This window comes from Saccharopolyspora sp. NPDC047091, from assembly GCF_040643635.1.
Lineage (GTDB): Bacteria > Actinomycetota > Actinomycetes > Mycobacteriales > Pseudonocardiaceae > Saccharopolyspora_C.
The window spans coordinates 1-19,129 of record NZ_JBEYUS010000095.1; the positions used below are offsets into that span (position 1 = coordinate 1).

19 protein-coding genes are annotated in these 19,129 nt (G+C 72.4%); 9 read left to right on the forward strand and 10 right to left on the reverse strand.

Features of this window, described 5'->3' with window-relative positions; all coding sequences use genetic code 11:
* The coding region (locus ABZ805_RS26965; protein ID WP_358445978.1) for a MarR family transcriptional regulator at positions 1-332 on the reverse strand (332 nt) is incomplete at its 3' end.
* Positions 333-448: 116 nt separating this feature from the next.
* Between ABZ805_RS26965 and ABZ805_RS26970 the strand changes: the two genes are divergently transcribed.
* Together ABZ805_RS26970 and dapA are read left to right on the forward strand one after the other, a co-directional pair.
* On the forward strand, positions 449-877 hold the full coding sequence (locus ABZ805_RS26970; RefSeq protein ID WP_358445980.1) for a DUF5313 family protein: 429 nt from the start codon (positions 449-451) through the stop codon (positions 875-877).
* A 299-nt stretch (positions 878-1,176) separates the two neighbouring features.
* Complete coding sequence (gene dapA / locus ABZ805_RS26975; protein ID WP_358445983.1) at positions 1,177-2,031, forward strand: 4-hydroxy-tetrahydrodipicolinate synthase; 855 nt, start codon at positions 1,177-1,179, stop codon at positions 2,029-2,031.
* Between the two features lie 265 nt (positions 2,032-2,296).
* On the opposite strand, the gene ABZ805_RS26980 is transcribed toward dapA, so the two are convergent.
* From ABZ805_RS26980 to ABZ805_RS26995, 4 genes are all read right to left on the reverse strand, one after another.
* Positions 2,297-4,102 (reverse strand): choline/carnitine O-acyltransferase, encoded by a 1,806-nt coding sequence (locus ABZ805_RS26980; protein ID WP_358445986.1) that lies wholly within the window; start codon positions 4,100-4,102, stop codon positions 2,297-2,299.
* 43 nt (positions 4,103-4,145) lie between these two features.
* Complete coding sequence (locus ABZ805_RS26985; protein WP_358445989.1) at positions 4,146-4,952, reverse strand: class I SAM-dependent methyltransferase; 807 nt, start codon at positions 4,950-4,952, stop codon at positions 4,146-4,148.
* Positions 4,953-4,977: 25 nt separating this feature from the next.
* Positions 4,978-5,847 (reverse strand): arpA protein, encoded by an 870-nt coding sequence (locus ABZ805_RS26990; protein WP_358445992.1) that lies wholly within the window; start codon positions 5,845-5,847, stop codon positions 4,978-4,980.
* Positions 5,848-6,133: 286 nt separating this feature from the next.
* Positions 6,134-7,456 carry a carboxypeptidase regulatory-like domain-containing protein gene (locus tag ABZ805_RS26995; RefSeq protein WP_358445995.1) on the reverse strand — a complete coding sequence of 441 codons (1,323 nt, stop codon included), beginning with the start codon at positions 7,454-7,456 and terminating at the stop codon, positions 6,134-6,136.
* A 386-nt stretch (positions 7,457-7,842) separates the two neighbouring features.
* On the opposite strand from ABZ805_RS26995, the gene ABZ805_RS27000 reads away from it, so the two are divergent.
* The 5 genes from ABZ805_RS27000 to ABZ805_RS27020 all read left to right on the forward strand — a co-directional run bounded on the left by ABZ805_RS27000 (position 7,843) and on the right by ABZ805_RS27020 (position 12,920).
* Positions 7,843-8,478, forward strand: a complete 636-nt coding sequence (locus ABZ805_RS27000; RefSeq protein WP_358445997.1) for a TetR/AcrR family transcriptional regulator — start codon at positions 7,843-7,845, stop codon at positions 8,476-8,478.
* Between the two features lie 77 nt (positions 8,479-8,555).
* Positions 8,556-10,484, forward strand: coding sequence for an arabinofuranosyltransferase (locus ABZ805_RS27005; protein ID WP_358446000.1), 1,929 nt, complete (start codon positions 8,556-8,558; stop codon positions 10,482-10,484).
* A gap of 101 nt (positions 10,485-10,585) precedes the next feature.
* A complete protein-coding gene (locus ABZ805_RS27010) occupies positions 10,586-11,404 on the forward strand; it encodes a siderophore-interacting protein (RefSeq protein ID WP_358446003.1) in 819 nt (272 codons plus the stop codon).
* Between the two features lie 131 nt (positions 11,405-11,535).
* Complete coding sequence (locus ABZ805_RS27015; RefSeq protein WP_358446006.1) at positions 11,536-11,859, forward strand: hypothetical protein; 324 nt, start codon at positions 11,536-11,538, stop codon at positions 11,857-11,859.
* Positions 11,860-11,912: 53 nt separating this feature from the next.
* Positions 11,913-12,920, forward strand: coding sequence for an iron-siderophore ABC transporter substrate-binding protein (locus ABZ805_RS27020; RefSeq protein WP_358446009.1), 1,008 nt, complete (start codon positions 11,913-11,915; stop codon positions 12,918-12,920).
* Between the two features lie 7 nt (positions 12,921-12,927).
* Here ABZ805_RS27020 and ABZ805_RS27025 read toward each other — a convergent pair whose 3' ends face one another.
* The 3 genes from ABZ805_RS27025 to ABZ805_RS27035 are packed head-to-tail and all read right to left on the reverse strand — an operon-like array spanning position 12,928 to position 14,520.
* Positions 12,928-13,656, reverse strand: a complete 729-nt coding sequence (locus ABZ805_RS27025) for a tRNA-dependent cyclodipeptide synthase (protein ID WP_358446012.1) — start codon at positions 13,654-13,656, stop codon at positions 12,928-12,930.
* Positions 13,653-13,964, reverse strand: coding sequence for a DUF6092 family protein (locus ABZ805_RS27030; protein WP_358446015.1), 312 nt, complete (start codon positions 13,962-13,964; stop codon positions 13,653-13,655). Before ABZ805_RS27030 ends, ABZ805_RS27025 begins: the two co-directional genes overlap by 4 nt.
* Entirely contained in the window at positions 13,951-14,520 is a 570-nt protein-coding gene (locus ABZ805_RS27035) for a nitroreductase family protein (RefSeq protein ID WP_358446017.1), read from the reverse strand. The genes ABZ805_RS27030 and ABZ805_RS27035 overlap by 14 nt, the downstream gene beginning before the upstream one ends.
* A gap of 500 nt (positions 14,521-15,020) precedes the next feature.
* Between ABZ805_RS27035 and ABZ805_RS27040 the strand changes: the two genes are divergently transcribed.
* Positions 15,021-16,400: a methyltransferase gene (locus ABZ805_RS27040; RefSeq protein ID WP_358446020.1), complete on the forward strand. Its 1,380-nt coding sequence runs from the start codon at positions 15,021-15,023 to the stop codon at positions 16,398-16,400.
* Positions 16,401-16,407: 7 nt separating this feature from the next.
* On the opposite strand, the gene ABZ805_RS27045 is transcribed toward ABZ805_RS27040, so the two are convergent.
* Both ABZ805_RS27045 and ABZ805_RS27050 read right to left on the reverse strand, forming a co-directional pair.
* A complete protein-coding gene (locus ABZ805_RS27045) occupies positions 16,408-17,067 on the reverse strand; it encodes a class I SAM-dependent methyltransferase (protein ID WP_358446022.1) in 660 nt (219 codons plus the stop codon).
* 114 nt (positions 17,068-17,181) lie between these two features.
* Positions 17,182-18,012, reverse strand: a complete 831-nt coding sequence (locus tag ABZ805_RS27050; RefSeq protein WP_358446025.1) for an SDR family oxidoreductase — start codon at positions 18,010-18,012, stop codon at positions 17,182-17,184.
* 101 nt (positions 18,013-18,113) lie between these two features.
* Here ABZ805_RS27050 and ABZ805_RS27055 point away from each other — a divergent pair, with 101 nt between their 5' ends.
* Positions 18,114-18,941, forward strand: a complete 828-nt coding sequence (locus ABZ805_RS27055; protein ID WP_358446028.1) for a helix-turn-helix transcriptional regulator — start codon at positions 18,114-18,116, stop codon at positions 18,939-18,941.
* Positions 18,942-19,129 lie beyond the last annotated feature (188 nt).

Genomic DNA, 19,129 nt, shown 5'->3' on the forward strand with positions numbered 1-19,129 from the left:
GTTCGGTCTCCACGACATAGGTGAACTGCCCGACGATGTCCCGCGGTGCGGCTGCGGGTGAGGTAGCCGATCGCTTCGAGCCGCTTCAGCAGCGGGGACAGCGTCGCCGGTTCGGCCTGCACGGTGTGGCTGAGGTCCTTGACGGTGCGCGGCTCGGCTTCCCACAGCGCCAGCAGCACCAGGTACTGCGGATGGGTCAGGTTCAGCGGTTCCAGCAGCGGCCGGTACAGCGCGATGACGCTGCGGGAGGCGACCGACAGGGCGAAGCAGACCTGCCGGTCCAGCGCCAGCGGGTCGTCCACCGCGGGGCGGTCCGGTTCGACGGGGCTCATCGCGTTCCTTCCGATCGGCCTGGTGCCACGTTAACATTTAGTGGGCATATGATTAGTGCACTAATCATCGAGTGGTTCGTCCGGGGGCCGGACGACTGGACGGGAGGCGGTGCGCGGTGGTCGAGGCGAAGCGGGTGCGGCCCGATCCGGCGCGCTGGGTCTGGTACGCGTTCGGCGGGAAGCTGCCCTCGCGGCACGACGAGTGGGTGCTGCACGACGTCACCGCCCGCACCTGGCAGCTGCGGCACGCGGTGCGCAGCCTGGTGCAGATCTCCCCGGGACTGCTGTTCCTGCTGGTCCCCGGCCCGATGTGGATCAAGGCGATGGCGATCCTGGGCGGCGCGATCCTCGCGGTCTGGTACGGCATGGCCTACGCCGAGTTCACCTGCGAGCACCGGGCGTTCAAGCAGGGCTACCCGCTGGGCACCGCGCGCCAGGTCCGGAAGGAGGCGGCCGAGCGGATGACCGAGCAGCAGCGCGCCCGCTACGCCGAGCTCTACCGGAACCCCGAGCGCGACGACACCGGCGAGCAGCCCGGCGGCTGACCGGCGCGGGAGATCGCCCGGAAACCCGGCCTGCGACGGGAGATCGTCCGGGCGCCCGGGCGCCGTCCCGGAGGAATCGCGATCGCCCACACCCTCGTCGAGCCCGCCGCCCCGGATGATTCATGCTGGTGACACCCGTCCCCGCGGCGAAGTGCCCGGAACGCGCCTCCCTGGGACGGTGGGCCGAGACCTGAACGCCGGAACCGGCGCCCCCGCGCAGCGCCGCGGGCGGGCCGGGCGGTTCCGACGGTCCGGCGCCGGGATCGGCCGAACGACACGGACTTGAGGAAGGCAGCGCCATGACGACGACACTCGGAACCCTGCTCACCGCGATCGTCACCCCGTTCGACGACGAGCTGAAAGTGGACGAGGACGCGTTCGTCGCGCTGCTGCACCACGTGATCGACAGCGGTTCGGACGGCGTGGTGGTCTGCGGCACCACCGGCGAGGCGGCGACGCTCACCAACGAGGAGCACCTGCGGCTCGTCGAAATCGCCTGCGCGGAGCGGCCCGAAGGCGTCACCGTGCTCGGCTCCACCGGTTCCAACGACACCGCGCAGGCCTGCGCGATGACCGAGCGGGTGACCGAGCTCGGCGTGGACGGCGTGCTGTCGGTGACGCCGTACTACAACCGGCCGAACCGGCGCGGGCTGGTGCGGCACTACACCGAGATCGCGCAGGCCACCGACAAGCCGGTCGTGCTCTACAACGTGCCGTCCCGCACCGCGATCGACGTGCCGAACGACCTGCTCGCCGAGCTCGCCCAGATCGAGGGCGTCGACTACGTGAAGCAGGCCAACGACGACAACCTGGCGCTGATCGACGGGCTCGGCGTGTACTCGGGCAACAACGAGACCTTCGCGCGCGCCCTCGACATGGGCGGCGTCGGCGGCATCGTGGTGGCCAGCCACGTGGCCGGGCCCCAGATGCGGCGGATGATCGACGAGCCGGAGAACCGCGCCGAACTGGACGCTGCGCTGAAGGACCTGTTCGCGGCGCTGTCGGTGACCACGAACCCGATCCCGGTGAAGGCGGCGCTGAACCTGCTCGGCCACCGCGTGGGCGGCCCGCGGCTGCCGCTGGTGGAGGCCGACGAGGCCGAGACCGCGGTGATCCGCAACGCCCTCATCGCGGGCGGCTTCCTCGAAGCCTGACCCACCCCACCCCGAAGCGCCCCGGCCGACCCACTCGTCCGGGGCGCTCCGACGTCCGGTCCTGTCTTCCGCTTTCGCCGGTCAGCGGCGAAGCCGCTGAGCCGACGACCACCGGAACGACCGGACCACCCGCGGGTTCTCAGCTGGTTCCTCGCGAGGACGGCGATTTCTCCTGTGGCGGAGCCACCGGTGACATCGATCCCGCAGCGAGGAAGCAGCTGAGGTTCCGCCACCTACCCCGAAAACCACCAGGAGTGGCCGCAGTTCATTCGGTGATCAGCAGGTCCTCCAGTTCCTGTAGCGCGATCCGCAGGTTGTCGGCGAACTTGTACATCTCCCCGGACACCGCCAGCGGCGTGCTCAGGTAGATGTTCAGCCGGTCGGGAAGCAGCACGTAGGCCACGCCGATGCACTTGCCGCTGGTGGAGCCGAACCCGAAGTGCTGGATGTTCGTGGACGGCGCCGAGCTGGTGCTCAGGTAGTCGTCGCGCATGACGGTCCAGCCGGGGGAGTCGTAGAGCGCGAGCGGTGCCGCGTCCGACTCGGCACCGCGGCGCTGGATCAGCTGCAGCTCCCACAGGTGCTGCTCGGGCGCGTCCCCGGCCTGGCACTGCTTGGCGCGCGCCACGTGCGCCGCGGCCGCGGCCCGGAACGCCGCGGTCTTCGCCGCCGCGTCGGCGTCCGGATCGTCGACGGTGCGCACGAAGTCGACGACCTGCGGGGTGACGACGCGCATCGCCTCGGTGCGCCCGTGCCGCCACTGCCGGGTGGCGATGGATTCGTAGGTGGCGCCGATCCCCTTGGTGCGGTGGTGGGCGAGCTGGTAGGCCATCTGGACGAACGCGTCCGGGGACATGCCGAGCCGCTTCGCGCGCTCCGCTCCGAAGTCCTCGAAGGCGAGGATCTTGTTGGAGGTCTCGGCGGCGAAGGTGGCGAACGCGCTCGCCGCCTCGCGCACCCCGGCGCGCAGCTCGTCGTCGAGGACGAAGTCGACGCGGCCGAAGTCGGGGACGCCGAGCGCGCGGGCCCCGGCGGCGGCCGCGTGCTGCTCCGGTGTCGAGCCGAGCAGCCCGTCGACGAACGCGAGGATGGTGGTGCCGTCGAGCTCGCAGTGCTCGACGTTGATCCCGGCCCGGCCGTCCTCGAACACCACCAGGGACACGGCCTTGTCGAACCAGCGGTTCCCGCTGTCGCCGTGCAGCAGCTGGTCGCAGGCCTCCTGCACGTCGGTGGGCGCGTAGTCCTCCAGGCACAGGCAGAACAGCGCCGACTCGATGGTCTCCAGCGCGTCGGCGTTGCCGAGTTCGAGCAGCCGCTGCCGGGTCGCCGCCCAGTCGGCGCGGGCCTTGGTGGTCAGGTGCCCGACGGCGGAGTCCACCGGTGCCCGCTGCGATCCGGCGTCCCGGATGGACTCCAGCCCGGTCGCGAGGTCGGCCAGGTCGTGCGGGGTGCCGTCGGCGGCGAGCACGTCGAGCCGGAACACGTTGCCGCGGAAGAAGACCACGACGTGCCGGGCGTCCGACGGGCCGGGGTGTTCGGCCGAGTAGGGGGAGCGGACGGTGTCCTGCCGCGCGCCGGGGATGCGGGTGGTGGAGAACAGGTACTTGTGCTGCTCCATCGAGGACGCGGCGCCGCGCTGCACCACCGGCGGCAGCTCTTCGGCGTCCACCGCCCGCTTGTGCGCGACGGCCCCGGCGATGAGCCCGGCGGCGCGCTGCACCTGCGTCAGCTCGGCGTCCTGGAACAGGAAGAAGAAGTTGGCGTTGAGCGCGATCCGGTCCCGCCTGCCGAGGTAGCGCGACGGCCAGAACCGGTCGAGCCAGCTGTGCGTGCCCTCGGCCGCGTCGAAGCGCTGGAGTTCGGCGTGCAGCTCGTGGGCCGGGCTGTCGGGCCGCAGGTACTCGGCGACGGCCTGCTCGGTGCGCGCGGTCTGGTCGGCGTCGAGCAGCGGGGCGCACCACTCGAGGAACCGGGCGCAGCTGCTCTCCAGGGTGGGCAGCGGCACGCGCGGCAGCCGGTCCTCGTTGCCGAAGGTGCGGGTGGACCAGTCGTGGTTGTCGTTCACGGTCATCCTAGTGCGATCGGGCTTTCCGGTGTCCGGCTTGCTGGTGTCGTCAGTCGTGCGGGCGGGACAGGTGGAGCTCGGCGTAGAGCCGCCCGTCGGCTTCGAGTCCGGTCGGGTCGACGCCGGCGGCGGTGAGCGTCGCCAGCATCTGCTGCTGTTCCTGCGGGTTGGCGAAGCGGCGCTGTTCGAAGACGCCGTCGACGCGGGTGGTGCGGTAGCCGAGCTCGGCGAGCCCGGCGGCGATCGCGTCGAACGGGAACATCCGCAGCACGAAGTGCGCCATCCACGGCCTGCGCGGCCCGGCGGCGTCGACGACGCGGTGGAGGGTGCGCTCGCCGACGTAGCCGAGGCAGCCGGTGGAGATCACCAGGTCGGCGCCGCGCAGCACGTCCCGTTGCCGTGCATCGGGTTCCCGGGACTCGAAGTCGGCGTGCACCGCCGCGTCGAGGTAGCCGGCGGCGAGCGCGTAGTCCAGCGCGGGACCGGCGGTGTCCAGCCCGATGAACCGCGCTTCGCACCGGTCGCCGCGGGCGCGCAGCCAGTCCCGGTCGCGGGCCAGCAGCCGCTCGCGGTCGAGCTGGTCGGCGTCGCCGGTGTAGCGGGCGTAGAACTCGTCGAGGGTCGCGTCCGCCCGGAGCAGCGCGGCGTTCACCCCGTACGAGCTGCCGACGTCCACGACGGTCGGCACCGGCACCCGGCGGGTGGCCCGGTACTCGTCGAGGAACTTGGCGAAGTACGGCTTGGCGAGCTGGGGGATCCGGTAGTCCAGCGGGCGCAGCGTGCGCGCGAAGTCCCGCGGATCGGGCTGGGTGTAGATGTGGTCGAGCGTGATCTTCCCGGTGGCGTCGAACTGCACCGACGTGCTCCTCTGCGGCTGGGGGTCAGTCGAGCAGCGCGTCGCCGCGCACGGCGTTGCCCTCGGCGGCGAGGTGCTCGGGCAGCACGCGGCCGAAGATCTGCTTCGTGCGGGAGACGCTGCCGATGACGCCGGGCCGCTCGCTGTAGGCGAAGATCGCGGTGTGCCGGGCGCGGGCACCGCCGACCTCGGTGACCCGGTGCAGCGAGAACCGGCCCTTGAACAGCTGCAGGTCGCCGGGCCGCAGCGCGAGCCGCCGCACCAGGTGTTCCCCGGCGCCGTCGAGCACCGCCCGCACGTCGTCGAAGTTCTCCTGCTCGGCGGAGCGGATGTCCTGGCAGTACTCGAAAGCACCACCGGATTCGGGCTCCTGCGTCAGCATGCTCACCGCGAACTCGTTGGTGTCGAAGTGCCACGGGTGCGACATGCCGGGGTTGACGACGTTGAGGGTGAGCCCGGCCAGCGGGTCCGCGAGCGGGTGGACCGCGGGCAGCCCGACGCAGTCGGCGAGGAACCGCTGGAACCGCTCGTCGGCGTAGAGCCGGTGGATGATCGCGCCGGACGGGATCCGGTCGCGGGCGACGAACGCGTTGCCGCGCCGCATGGTCTTGCGGCCCGGGTGCTCCGGCGGCAGTTCGGTGCGGACGTCGATGTTGTAGGCGTTGACGGTCTCGACGTCGTAGTGCGCGCGGGGTGCGATGGCCGCGCACTCCTCGCGCAGCTCGTCGCGCAGTTCCGGGCGGATGAAGTCGGTGAGCACGGTGCACCCGTGTTCGGCGAGGTCCAGCCGGGCCCGGGCGACGGCCTCGGTCCAGCCGCGGCCGCCGGGATCGGCGAGGGGGTAGCGGTCGGTGTCGACCACTCGCTCGACCAGCGGGGATTCGGATGCGCTCATGGGGTCCTCTCCGCACGTCGAGTTCACCGACCCGCCGAACGGGTCCGGTGCACGCGAGCCGCGCCGCTGCGGTGTACTCCGGTTCAACGAATCTGGCACGGGGCGGTTACCGGCGGGTGCACCGTGCCGCGGGGAATCCGGAGCCTTTTTCCCGAGAAGATCAAATCAGCGGATTTGCTCCGGCGGAAGGAGGGCGCCGCCGCCGGATCGTGTGATCGGGATCTTCTTGTGCGCGAGGCCTGCGGAGGAGTAAGGGGCGGCCGCGCGGATCGGCCGCCCCCCCGCGTCAGCGCCGCGCCCCGGAGGCGGTGGGGGTGAGCGCGAAGTCGTGCTCGCTGCGCCCGGTCGGCACCGACACCCGGCTCGCGGCGGGCGCCGCGCCCGGTGCGGCGGCGACGACGGTGACGAAGCGGTCCGGCAGGTCGTGCACCTCGTACCCGCCGTCGGGGTCGGCGTCGACCCGCGCCAGCTGGTTGCCCGCCGAGTCGGTCACCGTCACCACCGCGCCGCGCGCGGGCAGCTCACCGGCCAGCCGGACCGTGCCGGCCAGCGTGCGGTGGTGCGCAGGCCGCGGCGGCTCGAACGTCGGGTCCACGATCGCGTCCCGGTCGTCCTGGTGCTCGTAGGAACCGGCTTCGGCCACGGCCTCCGGGTCGTTCTCCCGCTTCCGCTTCGACCACCACTGGGTGGCCGCGGTGAGCGACACGCCGATCACGCACCACACGGCGAGCCCGATGATCCCCGGCCAGGAGCGGGCGCCGTCGAAGTACAGGACGCCGCGGATCGAATCGGCCGCCTGCCCCAGCGGCAGCAGCAGGTGGAAGAACTGGAAGAACGGCGGCACCAGTTCCTTCGGGATGGCCCCGCCGCTGGAGGGCATGCTCAGCAGCACGAACAGCGACATCGCCACGCCGGGGATGAACTGCTTGACCAGCGGCACCAGCCCGAACGTGGTCCAGCCGACGGCCTGGGTGAGCATGAACCCGAGCAGCAGCACGACCGGGTGCGGCGGGATCACGTTGAGCAGGCGTCCGGCCGTGTAGCAGACGATCGCCGCGAACGCGCCGACGCCGACCAGGCACATCAGCTTCTGCCGGGTGGACAGCTCGGCGCGCAGCAGCACCATCACCGTCACGTACGGCGGGATGTTCATCGCCAGCAGCAGGTAGAACAGCCCGGTGCCCATCACGTCGCCCGTGGCGGTGGGCACCAGGTCGACGGGGGTCAGCGCGTGCCCGGTGGCGGCGGCGACCGGCGCGAACATCTGCTGCAGGAACTGGACGAGCGCGGCGCCGTTGGCCTTCGCGTAGAACAGCTGCCCGCTGGCCGGGTCGTAGGCGGCGACGGCGTCGCGGCCGGTGATGGCCGCCTTCGCGGCGTCGACGTCCGGGACCGCGGTGACGTCCACCCCGCCGGGCAGCGCCGCCGCGAACTTCGCGTCGAGCTGGTGCGCGAGCTGCTCGCCGACGGCGACCACCGGCACGTGGTGCGGGGCCGGCGCGTGGAACGGCAGCAGGTAGCACAGCACGAAGCCGAGGATGAAGAACAGCGGGAACCACAGCGACGAGGCCAGGGTGCGCACCAGCGATGTCGGCTGCTGCTCGGGCACGACTTGCTCCTTGTCTCGGTGACGGTCGTGGGCAGGCGGGGGCGGGTGAGCTCGTGCGCCTGGGGCCGGTGGCGGATCGGGATCGGTGAGCCGCCGCCGGGAACGCCCGGTCCTCGGCCTGCTGCGCGGAGCGGATCGACCCGGCCGGGCCGCGGAGGGGCCTGGCGGTGCGGGTCGCCGCGCGCGGCGGACGAGGTCGCGGAGATCCGGGCTCCGGCAGCGTATCAGTGGCTGCATCCGGTGCAAGAATGCAGATAGTGCAAAGTTCCTCCGAGTCGTGGCGCTTTGTCCGGAAGGGGCGGAGTACCCGGCCGGACCGGCCACCGCACTACGATGGTCGGTCCGACGTGCGGCCGCCGCGACGGATCCACGAGGAGTAGCCCAGGATGCCCAGAACGACGACGCCCGACGCGACCGGCGAGGCCCCGTCACCAGCGCCGGAAGGCCTGCGGGAGCGCAAGAAGCGCGCCACCAGGCAGGCGTTGCAGCAGGCCGCGGTCCGGCTGTTCCGCGAGCACGGCGCGATCTCGGTCACCGTCGAGGACATCTGCGCCGCCGCCGAGGTCTCCCCGCGCACCTTCTTCAACTACTTCGCCGCGAAGGAGGAGGTGCTGGTCCCGTGGGACCCGCAGACGATCGCGAGCACCCCGCAGCGCGTCGTGGACCGGCCGGGCGCCGAGCCGCTGCTGCGCGTGGTGCGCGCGGTGCTCGGCGAGGTCATCGACACCGCGATGGCGGCGCCCACCTGGCGGGACCAGGCGCTGGTGCTGCGCGATCACCCGGAGCTGGTGAGCCGGGTGGCGCTGGCCTCGCGGGACCTGGAGCTGGCGCTGGCCGACGGGTTGTCCCGCCGCGTCGGCGACGAGCAGGGCGAGGCCTACGTGCGGCTGCTGGCGGCGACCGGGGTGACCGCACTGCGGGTGGCGATCCAGTGCTGGCAGCGGGCCGACCCGGACTCCGACCTGCACGACCACCTGGACGCGGGGTTCGCGCGGCTGGCGCGGGGGTTCGCGCCGGACTGAGCCGGCACGTGGGAAAACCCCTCGACTCCTCGCGTCACTCTTGCGGGTGGCAGGCGGATACGTATAGTCACCTGATCATGGGTTCAGTCGCCGCCGGAACCGGGGAGAACGCGGAGTGCTCGCTCCGGACACCGCCGAAGCCCTTCGTCCTTGAACTCTCCGTAGCGGTCCTGCTCGCGGTGCTGGTGAGCCTCGCCGTGCAGCTGCCCGTCGCCCGGCTCGGCCTCAGCGAACCCACCGAACTGCCCGAGGTCGCGGCCACCGCCTCCGCCGCGCTGCTGCTCGCCGCGCTCCTCGGCGGCGCCCGCTTCGCCGACCGCATCCCGGCGCGGCTGCGGTTGCCCGCGGTGTGGGTGGCGTTGCCCGCGCTGGCCACCAGCGTGCTCGCCTGGCCGCTGGAGCCGACCCGGCTGTACTACGGCGGCGTGTCCGTCGACCAGATGTTCCGGATGCAGTACCTGACCCGGCTCGCCGACTCGCCGGTGCCCGCGGACATGAACTACCCCGGCATCGCGCCCTACTACCCGGCGGGCTGGTTCTGGGTCGGCGGCCGCTTCGCCGACCTCACCGGGCAGCCCGCCTGGGCCGCGTACAAACCGTTCGCGCTGCTGACCATCGCCGTCACCGCCGCGGTCGCGTTCACCCTGTGGAGCACCGTGGTGCGCAGGCGGATCGCCGTGCTGTGCGCGGTCGCCACCACGCTTAGCGGCTTCCTGCACGGCTTCGACGAGCCCTACGCGTGGATGTCGGTGGCCTGGCTCGCGCCCGTCGCCGTCGCCGCCTGGCACGTGCTGCGCTGCCGCGCGCACCCGCACCGGGCCGCGCACCTCGGCATCGGGCTGTACCTCGGGTTCACCGCCATCACCTACGCGCTGTACCTCGCGTTCGCCACCGCGGTCCTCGTCGCGATGGCCGCGGCCGTCGCCACCGCCCGCATCCGCGCCGGTGGCCGGATCGGGCAGGTCGCGGGACCGCTGGTGCTGCGGCTCGCCGCCGTCGGCGCGATCGGCGGGCTGGTGGCGCTGGCGGTGTGGACGCCGTTCCTGCTCGCGAAGCTCGGCGGAGCCGGTGGTGCGGGCGCGGCGAACCGGTACCTGCCCGCGGAATCGGTGCCGCCGTTCCCGTTCCTGGAACCCACCCTGTTCGGCGCGCTGTGCCTCGCCGGGTTCTGCTGGCTGGTGCTCGCGTTCCGGCGCACGGAGACCGCCGCGGCGCTGCTCGTGCTCACCGGCGTCACCTACGCGTGGTTCGGGCTCTCGACGCTCGCCATCGCGGCGGGCACCACGCTGCTCGCGTTCCGCACCGCCGCCGCGCTGGACGTGCTGCTGGCCGTCGCCGGCGTGCTCGGGCTGCTCGAGCTGTGGCGGTACGGCAGGGCCCGGCTGCACCGGCGGTGGCGCGCGCAGGCCGCGGCGCTCGCCGTGCTGCTGGGACTCGCCGGATCGGTCAGCACCGTGGAGACCGCGCTGGCCACCGATGTCGCCGAGGCCGCGGGTCCGGCCTACTCGGACTACTACCCGACGGGAGGCAACGCGCAGCGCGAGCAGGACCCGGCGCAGCCCGGCGCCTGGAACGACGACCTGGCCACCGCGCTCGCCGAGCTCACCGGACGCCCGCCGGAGCGGATCACGCTGCTCACCACGTACCACCCGATCATGTCGTTCGCGCCGTACTGGGGCTTCCAGCAGGAGACCCCGCACTACGCCAACCCGCTCGCCGACTACGAAGAGCGGGCCGCGCTGATCCGGCGCTGGGCCGCGGCGTCCGGGCCGGACGAGCTCGCCGCGCTGCTGCGCCGCAGCCCGTACCCGCCGCCGAACGCGTTCCTGCTGCGCCGCGAGGACGACGGGCTGCACCTGACGCTGTCGCACGACGCGTTCCCGCACCAGCCCAACGTGCAGATCTACGACGTGCGCTTCGACCCGGCGCTGTTCGACTCGCCGAGCTTCACCCGCCGCGACGTGGGGCCGTTCACGGTGATCGCCGTGACCGACCCGGGTGAATGACCCGTTCGTCCCGGCGGCCGGGGCCGGTGGGCCGTTCACCTGAGGTGGCGCGTCAGGTTAGCCTTGCCTCAGAGAGATGGATTCGCGATGAGGAGGGCCGGATGGCTCAAGCGGGCAAGCCCAGGCCGATCAAGCGGCTGCGAGTGCTGCGCAAGGAACAACTCACCCCGCACATGATCCGCATCGTGGCGGGCGGGGACGGCATCCGGGCTTACCGGCACAACGAGTTCACCGACGCCTACGTCAAGGTGATCTTCCCGGTGGCCGGCGTGACCTACCCGGAACCGCTGGACATGGGCGTCATCACCGCGGAGCTGCCCCGCGAGCAGTGGCCCAGCACCCGCACCTACACGGTCCGGTACTACGACGCCGAAGCCGGTGAGCTCACCATCGACTTCGTGCACCACGGCGACACCGGGCTCGCCGGGCCGTGGGCGGCGAACGCGGCCGTCGGCGACGAACTGCTGCTGGCCGGTCCCGGCGGCGCCTACGCGCCGGACGAGGCGGCGGACTGGCACCTGCTGGTCGGCGACGAGAGCGCGCTGCCCGCGATCGCCGCCGCGCTGGAGGCACTGCCCGCCGGGGCGCAGGCGCGGGCGTTCGTGCTGGTCGACGACGCGCAGGAGCAGCAGTCGCTGGCCACCAAGGCCGACGCGCAGGTCCGCTGGCTGCACCGCGCGGCTGGCGACGACGTGGCGACTGCGGTGCGGGAGCTGGAGTTCCCGCCCGGCGACGTGCACGCGTTCGTGCACGGCGAAGCCGGGTTCGTGCGCGACCTGCGCCGCCACCTGCTCAACGAGCGCGGTGTCACCAAGGACCGGCTGTCGATCTCCGGGTACTGGCGCGAGGGCAAGAACGACGAGCAGTGGCGTCAGGAGAAGGCCGCCGAACGAGCCGCGGAGCAGGCCGCCACGGCCTGACCTCCCGTGGTGGGCGTCCGGGCGGGACGTCCACCGGGCGCGGTGCAGCGAACCGGGTAGGACTACTCATGCGGCCCGCCCCCGCGGCGACGATCATGGGGGCTCGCAGTCGTTCGTTCAGGAGGAACAGCATGGCCGATCAGAAGCGATCCCCGATCCAGGTGGCCCGCCACCTGCTGGTCAACCCGGTGTCGCTGGGCTACCTGGGCCTGGTCGCCGCCGTGTGGGCCTGGGTGCTGGTCATGACGTTCCTGGTGCCGCACCCGGACGCGAGTCTCGCCGGGGTGTGGGGTTTCCTGGTGACCGCGCCGACCTCGGTGCTGTTCATCGGCCTGTCGAGCCCGCTGCTGTGGGTCGGCGTCGGTGTCGCGGCCGTGTTCCAGGCGGTGGTGCTCGGTGCCGCGTACCGCGGGATCACGGGCCTCGTCCGCCGGACCCGGACCAGCGCGGCCTGAGCGGCCGGGCCGAGACCTTGACCTGGCAGGGCGCTTAGGCAAGGCTGCCCTTTGTGCATCGCTCCGCTCGTGCCTGGCGAGGTGGCTTCACCGCCCTCGCGCTGGCCGCCCTGCTGCTGACCGGCGCCTGCGGCGCGAGCGGGCCCCGGTCCGACGCGCCACCGCCGAGCGCGGACGGCGCCTTCCCCGTCACGCTGCCGCACAAGTACGGCAGCACCACCCTCGACCACCGCCCGCAGCGGGTCGTGACCGTCGGGCTCACCGACCACGACGCGGTGCTGGCGCTGGGGGTGGTGCCGGTGGCCACCACCGAGTGGCTCGTCTCCGACTACCCGGGCGCGATCGGCCCGTGGGCCGCCGACCGGCTCGGCGGCGCGGCCGCGCCGGTCGTGCTCGACGACCAGGACGGCATCCAGTACGAGCGGATCGCCGCGCTGAAACCGGACCTCATCCTCGCCCTGTACTCGGACGTGTCCGAATCCGAGTACGCGACGCTCTCCAAGCTCGCGCCGACCGTCGCGCAGCCCGCGCAGCACGCCGACTACGGCGTTCCGTGGCAGGAGCAGACCCGCACCGCCGGTGCCGCGCTCGGCGAAGCCCCCGAAGCGGAGCGGCTGGTCGGCGAGCTCGAAGGACGTCTCGCGGACGTGCGCCGCGAGCACCCCGAGTTCGGTGCGGCCACCGGCCTGCTGGCCACCACCTACGACGGCTACTTCGTCTACGGCAGGCAGGACCCGCGGTCCCGGGTGTTCGCCCAGCTGGGCTTCGCACTGCCCGCCGGCCTGGACGAGGTGGTGGGCGACCGGTTCGGCGTCAACATCAGCCGGGAACGGTCCGACCTGCTCGACCACGACGTGCTGATCTGGTTCGTCGGCGACGGCGGGGCCGCGCTGCGCGACGACCCGGTCTACCGCGGTCTCGCGGTGTCCCGGGAACGGCGCGACATCGTCATCGACGAGGCGGGCGACTACGGGAACGCGTTCTCGTTCTCCTCGGTGCTGAGCCTGCCGTACGTCCTGGACCGCCTCGTCCCGCAGCTGACCGACGCCCTGTCCCGCTGACCGGTCCTCAGGAGGAGGAATTCGGCTCCACCACGAGGAATCCGTGCTCGCGGTCCGCGGGGAGCACGCCGTTGTCCGGGCGGGACAGGTACTCCACCACCGGGGTGCTGAGGTGGTAGCAGATCATCGACGACCTGACGCCGAAGAGGGCGGGCGCGTCGAGGAAGAACGGCAACTCCGCCAGCAGGTAGTCCATCCCCGCCCGGATCCGCTCCGCGGGGACGTCGGCGCCGCCGCCGGCGAGGAAGCGGCGCACCAGGTCCGCGCACGCGTCGGCGAAGACCGGGTCCGTCGCGAGCGCTTCGTCCGTCCGGTGCTTCGCCCGGTGGTAGGCCGGTTCGGCCTGGAACTCCGACAACGCGCGCACGCGCAGGCAGGGTGCCGCGTGCTGTTCGACGACCCGGCGCATCTTGCGGCGGATGTCGCGCAACCGCGACTTCACGTGCCGCGCGGCCTCGGCGGGCGTGGCGCCGCCCGCGATGAGCGTCGAGTCGATGTGGGTGTCGACGTACATCAGGTCGACCTCGGCGAAGTGGTGACCGGCCCAGTTCACCAGGGACAGCAGGCGTTCCTGGGTGAAGTAGCCGTTCCCGGTGCTCACCCCGAGCAGTGCGTGGTCGCCGCGTCGCCACAGCTCCGCGCAGCGTTCGCTGCACGGCGTGGTGTCGAAGCCGTGCGCGGTGCTCGTGGCCGTGTTCGGGCGCCTGGTCTCCTCCCCGCGTCGCGGCGGGGTCACGGGCGGGTCGGTGGCTCGGCGGAGGGCTGCAGCACCTCCGCGATCCGGGTGCAGAGGTCGTCGAGCAGCGGGCCGAGGTCGGCCGATCCCGGTGGCGCGTGCACGACCTCGTCGAGCCGGGCCAGCACGGGTTCCAACCGCGGATCGGCATCGCCGGACCCGGCGATCAGCAGGGCGCGCCGGGCGCCCTCCACCAGCCGGTACACCGCGTAGTCGCGGGTCTCCTCGGTCTGGCGGCGGCCGCTGCTGAGCAGGAATGCCGCGAGCAGCAGGAGTTCCTCGCGCGGGTCGACGTCACCAGCGCTCATACCGCACCACCTCCGAATCGTCGCGGCGCACGGACCGCTGCGGTTCCCGGTCCGGATGTCCGATCGGCACCACCAGCACGGGAGTGATGTGTTCGGGAAGACCGGTGAGCCTGCGGACGGGTTCGGCGAGGAAGCTGCTGACGGGGCATCCGCCGAGGCCGAGCGCGTGCGCGGCCAGCAGCAGGTTCTGCACGGCCATCGCCACGCACAGCACTCCGACCTCCGGCATCCGCTGGTCGTCCGGAGCTCGCGATCCGTCGAAGCAGGCCACCAGCAGCAGCGGCGGGACCCCGATCACGCCGGGCGCGAACGCGCGGATCCGCCGCACCCGCGCGGGATCGCGGACCGCCACGAACGCCCACGCCTGCTTGTTCGAGGCGGAGGGTGCGGCGAGCATGGCCGTCACCAACCGGTCGAGCGTCGCGTCGTCGATCGGCTCGCCGGTGAAGCGGCGGGTCGCGGTGCGCCCGGCCAGCACGGCGAAGAAGTCGTGCGCCTGCCGGGAACCGGATGCGTGCGGGGCCGGTGCGTTCGCGGTGCGGTGTTCGGTGGTCATCACCTTCCCCTGTCCGCCCGGCGCTTGGGCTGCTCCCCGCGACGTCCGACCGCTTCACGTGGTCGTCGGAAGGGCCACCGGGTGGTGGGCGGGTAGCGGAGGTCGCGACGGTGCGACCGGCATTCGCCGGACTGGTGTTCTCGGCGCGATCAGTGGTTCTGGTGCGATCGGTGATTCCGGTGCGATCGGTGATTCCGGTGTGGCTCGCCGAATTCGGCGAAACGGCCCGTCGGTTTTCGATGTTGGCACATCGCGGTGTTCGTGGGGAGGGTGCGAATCTTCAATCACTCGATCGGTGAGCTGCGGTGTTTCGTTGGTGCGACGGGGTATTCATCTTGTGCGGCGTGCTTGCACATTGCGGCGGGAGTGCGAGACCGTCCGGTTTCGCGGGTCGCGGTCGGACGAAATGTTCGCGGTTCGGGGTGGAATCGTCTCGCATTCCTCGGTGATTTCCGCGATTGCCGACGCCGCGCACCCGCTTCCGGAATGAGGGGGAACGAATGTCGACGAACGAGGACGTCCTGCGGTCCTTCTACCGCGCCCGCCGCCGCGGGGAACTCGGGACGGCCGCGGCGTTGTTGGCCGCGGACGTCGAGTGGTCCGGCCCTGCCCGGGACGGCCGTCGGAACACCGTCCGCGGCCGGGAGGCGGTCCTGGCCGAGTTGCGCGCGGAACGCGGTGAGCTGGTCGCGGAACCCCACGCGCAGCTGCCGTCCGGCCCTCGGGTCGTGGTTCTCGGCGAATACCGGTGCGACGGCGGTGCGGTCGACGGCATGGTTCCGTTCACGCACATCTGGGATTTCCGCGACGGCGTGGTGGTCCGGTTCGAGGACGTGCACGACCCGGCGGGGATCCGGCGCGTCCGATGCGGCGATGCCGCGGAACTCGACGAGATCATCGTGCTGGGACTGGGTTTCTGGCGGTCGGCGGTGCTGCTGGCGGCGGTGCGGCTCGGGGTGTTCACCGCGCTCGCGGGGTGCGAGCTCGGCGCGGTCGAACTCGCCGCGCGCACCGGCGTCCACGAGCGCGGTGCCCAGGACTTCTTCGACTGCCTGGTCGCCCTCGGTCTGCTGCGGCGCCGGAACGGCCGGTACCGCAACGCTCCGCACGCGGCCGCGCATCTCGACGGGCACGACCCCGCCCGGTACGTCGGCGGGTTGCTGGAGGAAGCCGGGAGCCAGTGGTTCCGGTCGTGGGCGCTGCTGCCCGAAGCGCTGGCCCAGGGAGCTCCACAGTGGACTGTACCGGCCGACGACGTGCACCCCTACGGGCGGATCTATGCGGAACCCGAGCGGGTGTGGCGGTTCAGGTCGGCCATGGCCGGGGGCGCGATGATGGCGAAGCTCGCGCTGCCGCGACGGCTGCGCTGGTCGCGATACCGGACGGTCGCCGACATCGGTTGCTGCGGTGGTGAACTTCTGGCCCACCTGCTCGACCACCACCCGCACCTGCGCGCCACCGGGTTCGACCTGCCCGCCGTCGCGGACGCGTTCGAGACGACGGCCGCGCGGCGACCGGCCGGAAGCATGCGCTTCGTCGCCGGGAACTTCTTCACCGACCCGCTGCCGGAGGCCGATGTGCTCGTGTTCGGACACGTGCTGCACAACTGGGGTCTGGAGGAGAAGAAGCTGTTGCTGCGCAAGGCGTATCAGGCACTGCCCGACCACGGCGAAGTGGTGATCTACGAGGTGCTGGTCGACGACGATCGGCTGCGCCACGTCGAAGGACTGCTGATGAGCCTGCACATGCTCGTGATGAGCCCGCGGGGGTTCGGCTACACGGGCACCGAGTGCCGGAGTTGGCTCGCCGAAGCGGGCTTCCGCTCCTCGAAGGTGGAGCGCTTGGCGGGCGACGAGTTCATGGTGATCGGCACCAAGTGAACTCCGCTCACCCCTCGTCCGGCGTCGCGCTGCCCAGCACGTAGGTCATCCAGAACAACGGGCCGGGGCTGAAGCCGAACCGGCGCGTCGCGGCGAGCGCGAACCCGGCCCGCTCCAGCTCGACCGCGGCGTCGCGGTGCAGTTCGCAGCCGCCGCACAACCGGCGCCACACCGGCGCGATGCGCTGCTGGAACGCGCCCACCAGCGGTCGCGCGGACCGCACGTGCTCCAGGAAGTGCACCGTCCCGCCGGGCCGCAGCACCCGCCGGATCTCGCGCAGCGCGCGCTGCGGGCTCGGCACCGAGCACAGCACCTGGCTCAGCACCACGCCGTCGACGGAACCGTCCGCCGCGGGCAGCGCCTCGGCCTGCCCGGCCACCACCCGGACCGGAACCGGGGCCGAGCGCGCGTGCCGATCGGCGTGCACGCGCAGCGAATCGTTCGGCTCCACCGCGATCACCTCGGTGACCGAAACCGGGTAGTGCGCGAAGTTCAGCCCGTTTCCGGCGCCGACCTCGACCACCCGGCCCGCGGTGCCGCGCACGAGCTCGCGGCGGAACTCGGCGACGCCGCGCCGGTCCGCGATCGAGCTCACGGTCGTCCAGAAGCGGCTGAACATCGGGTGCTGCAGGGAGCGCATGTCCGGTCCGGGCGAGGTTCGATCCATGCTTCGAGTTGTACTGCGGCGGCGGCCGGCGCAAGGCCGCGATCACCGGTTCGTGGGACTCGGTTCGGCCCGTCGGGTGCCGTCCGGCGCTCGGCGGGCCGAACCCCGCCGCGGTCAGCCGTCGGTCTCGGCGGCGCTCGCCTCCTGCGGTTCGACCTGGGCGAGGCGGGCCCGCAGCGATGCGGTCACCGCGCGGTACGAGTCGCTGCCGAGCACCAGCCGCAGCGGGGCGGGCCGCTGCTCCGCGCTGTCGATGACGCGGGCCGCGATCTTCACCGGGTCGCCGACGATCGGGATCGGCGCGCCTTCCCGGAAGCCGCGCACGAACGCGGCGGGGGTGCCGTCGTAGGCGGCGAGCGGCTCACCGGTGCGCAGGCTGGAGCCCGCGAACGCGGTGCGCGCGCCGCCCGGCTCCACCAGCGTCACCTCCACGCCGAACGGGGCGACCTCCTGGGACAGCGCCTCGAAGAAGCCCTCCACGCCCCACTTGCTCGCGTGGTACAGCGACGCGCCCGCGTGCGCGGCGAGGCCCGCGACCGAGGAGATCGGGATCAGCCGCCCGCCGCCCTGCGCCCGCAGGTGCGGCAGCGCGGCCCGGGCAGTGTGGATGGCGCCGAGCAGGTTGGTGGTGATCTGGTGCAGCACCTGCTCGTCGCCGGCCTCCTCGGCCGCGCCGAACAGGCCGTACCCGGCGTTGATGACCACGACGTCGATGCGGCCGAGGTCGGCGAACGCGGCGTCCACGACCTCCCGGATGCGGGGCAGGTCGGTGACGTCGAGGTGGGCGAGCCGGAACCGGTCGCCGTGGGCGTCGCGGAGGTCGTCGGCGGAACCCTCGCGGCGGACGGTGCCCGCCACCCGGTTGCCGCGGGCCAGCAGCTGCTCCGCCAGCTCCCGCCCGAATCCGCTGTTGACGCCGGTGATGAACCAAGTGCGCGTTGTCATGGCGACCAGCCTCACCGCAGGCGGGGGCTCCCGGCAGTCCGCGTCGTTCCTGGTAGTGCGGGGGACACCCACCTCGCCGCGACGGCGGCATACTGGATCGCATGGGCAACGCGCTGGGTGATTTCCTGCGGGCCAGGCGGGAAGTGGTCACCCCCGCCGAAGTGGGTTTGGCGCCGGGCAGCGGTCTGCGCCGGGTGCCGGGCCTGCGCCGCGAGGAGGTCGCCACCCTCGCCGGGATCAGCGTCGAGTACTACCTGCGCCTGGAGCAGGGCCGAGACCGCAGTCCGTCCCCGCAGGTCGTCGAGGCGATCGCCGGGGTACTGCAGCTGGACGCGGAGGGCGTCGAACACCTGACCGCGCTCGCGAGCCCCCGGCCCCGCAGGCGCGCGCGACGGGAACCGCAGGTGCCGCGCGGGCTGGACCTGCTGCTGCGCACGCTCAACGTGCCCGCGCTGGTGTGCACCAAGTACGGCGACGTGCTGGCGGTGAACGCGCTCTCCCGGGAACTGCTGCCGAGCGCGGAACCCGGCACGAACCGGCTGCGCGGCCTGTTCACCGAACCCGAGGCTCAGCACCGCGTGCCCGATTGGGAGGAGCACGCCGCCGACGCGGTCGCCCACCTGCGCGCGCAGAGCGGCGCCGACGTCGAGGACGAGCGGCTGCACGCCCTGATCGGCGAGCTGTCGATGAAGAGCGAGCGGTTCCGCACCCTGTGGGCGCGGCACGACGTGCGGCGGGCGCACGGCAGCCGGTTCCGCGTGCGGCACGCGACGCTGGGCGAGGTGGAGCTGCTGGCCGAGAAGTTCGCGGTCCCCGGCGACGGCGGCCTCGAAGCGCTGCTGCTGCACGCGGAACCCGGCACCCCCTCCGCCACCGCTCTCGCCCGGCTCCGAGACCTCATCGACGAGCAAACCACCCCGAACCGCTGAACAGCCCCATTCCTGCTGCTGCCCGGCGGACCTGGTCATCGTCCTGTCAGCGGCGAAGCCGCTGAGCAGCGACCACCCGAGACACCGGCACCGCCGCGGGTTCTCAGCGGGATTCTCGCGAGGACAGCTTTTTCCCTCGTGGCGGAGCCACTTGGGAAAAAGATCCCGCAGCGAGAATCCCGCTGAGG

Bases quoted from the DNA above. Each gene is read 5' to 3' on its own strand.
- dapA (WP_358445983.1), top strand. From the start codon at position 1,177: ATGACGACGACACTCGGAACCCTGCTCACCGCGATCGTCACCCCGTTC.
- ABZ805_RS26980 (WP_358445986.1), bottom strand. From the start codon at position 4,102: ATGACCGTGAACGACAACCACGACTGGTCCACCCGCACCTTCGGCAAC.
- ABZ805_RS26990 (WP_358445992.1), bottom strand. From the start codon at position 5,847: ATGAGCGCATCCGAATCCCCGCTGGTCGAGCGAGTGGTCGACACCGAC.
- ABZ805_RS27000 (WP_358445997.1), top strand. From the start codon at position 7,843: ATGCCCAGAACGACGACGCCCGACGCGACCGGCGAGGCCCCGTCACCA.
- ABZ805_RS27005 (WP_358446000.1), top strand. From the start codon at position 8,556: ATGGGTTCAGTCGCCGCCGGAACCGGGGAGAACGCGGAGTGCTCGCTC.
- ABZ805_RS27010 (WP_358446003.1), top strand. From the start codon at position 10,586: ATGGCTCAAGCGGGCAAGCCCAGGCCGATCAAGCGGCTGCGAGTGCTG.
- ABZ805_RS27015 (WP_358446006.1), top strand. From the start codon at position 11,536: ATGGCCGATCAGAAGCGATCCCCGATCCAGGTGGCCCGCCACCTGCTG.
- ABZ805_RS27030 (WP_358446015.1), bottom strand. From the start codon at position 13,964: ATGAGCGCTGGTGACGTCGACCCGCGCGAGGAACTCCTGCTGCTCGCG.
- ABZ805_RS27035 (WP_358446017.1), bottom strand. From the start codon at position 14,520: ATGACCACCGAACACCGCACCGCGAACGCACCGGCCCCGCACGCATCC.
- ABZ805_RS27040 (WP_358446020.1), top strand. From the start codon at position 15,021: ATGTCGACGAACGAGGACGTCCTGCGGTCCTTCTACCGCGCCCGCCGC.
- ABZ805_RS27045 (WP_358446022.1), bottom strand. From the start codon at position 17,067: ATGGATCGAACCTCGCCCGGACCGGACATGCGCTCCCTGCAGCACCCG.
- ABZ805_RS27050 (WP_358446025.1), bottom strand. From the start codon at position 18,012: ATGACAACGCGCACTTGGTTCATCACCGGCGTCAACAGCGGATTCGGG.
- ABZ805_RS27055 (WP_358446028.1), top strand. From the start codon at position 18,114: ATGGGCAACGCGCTGGGTGATTTCCTGCGGGCCAGGCGGGAAGTGGTC.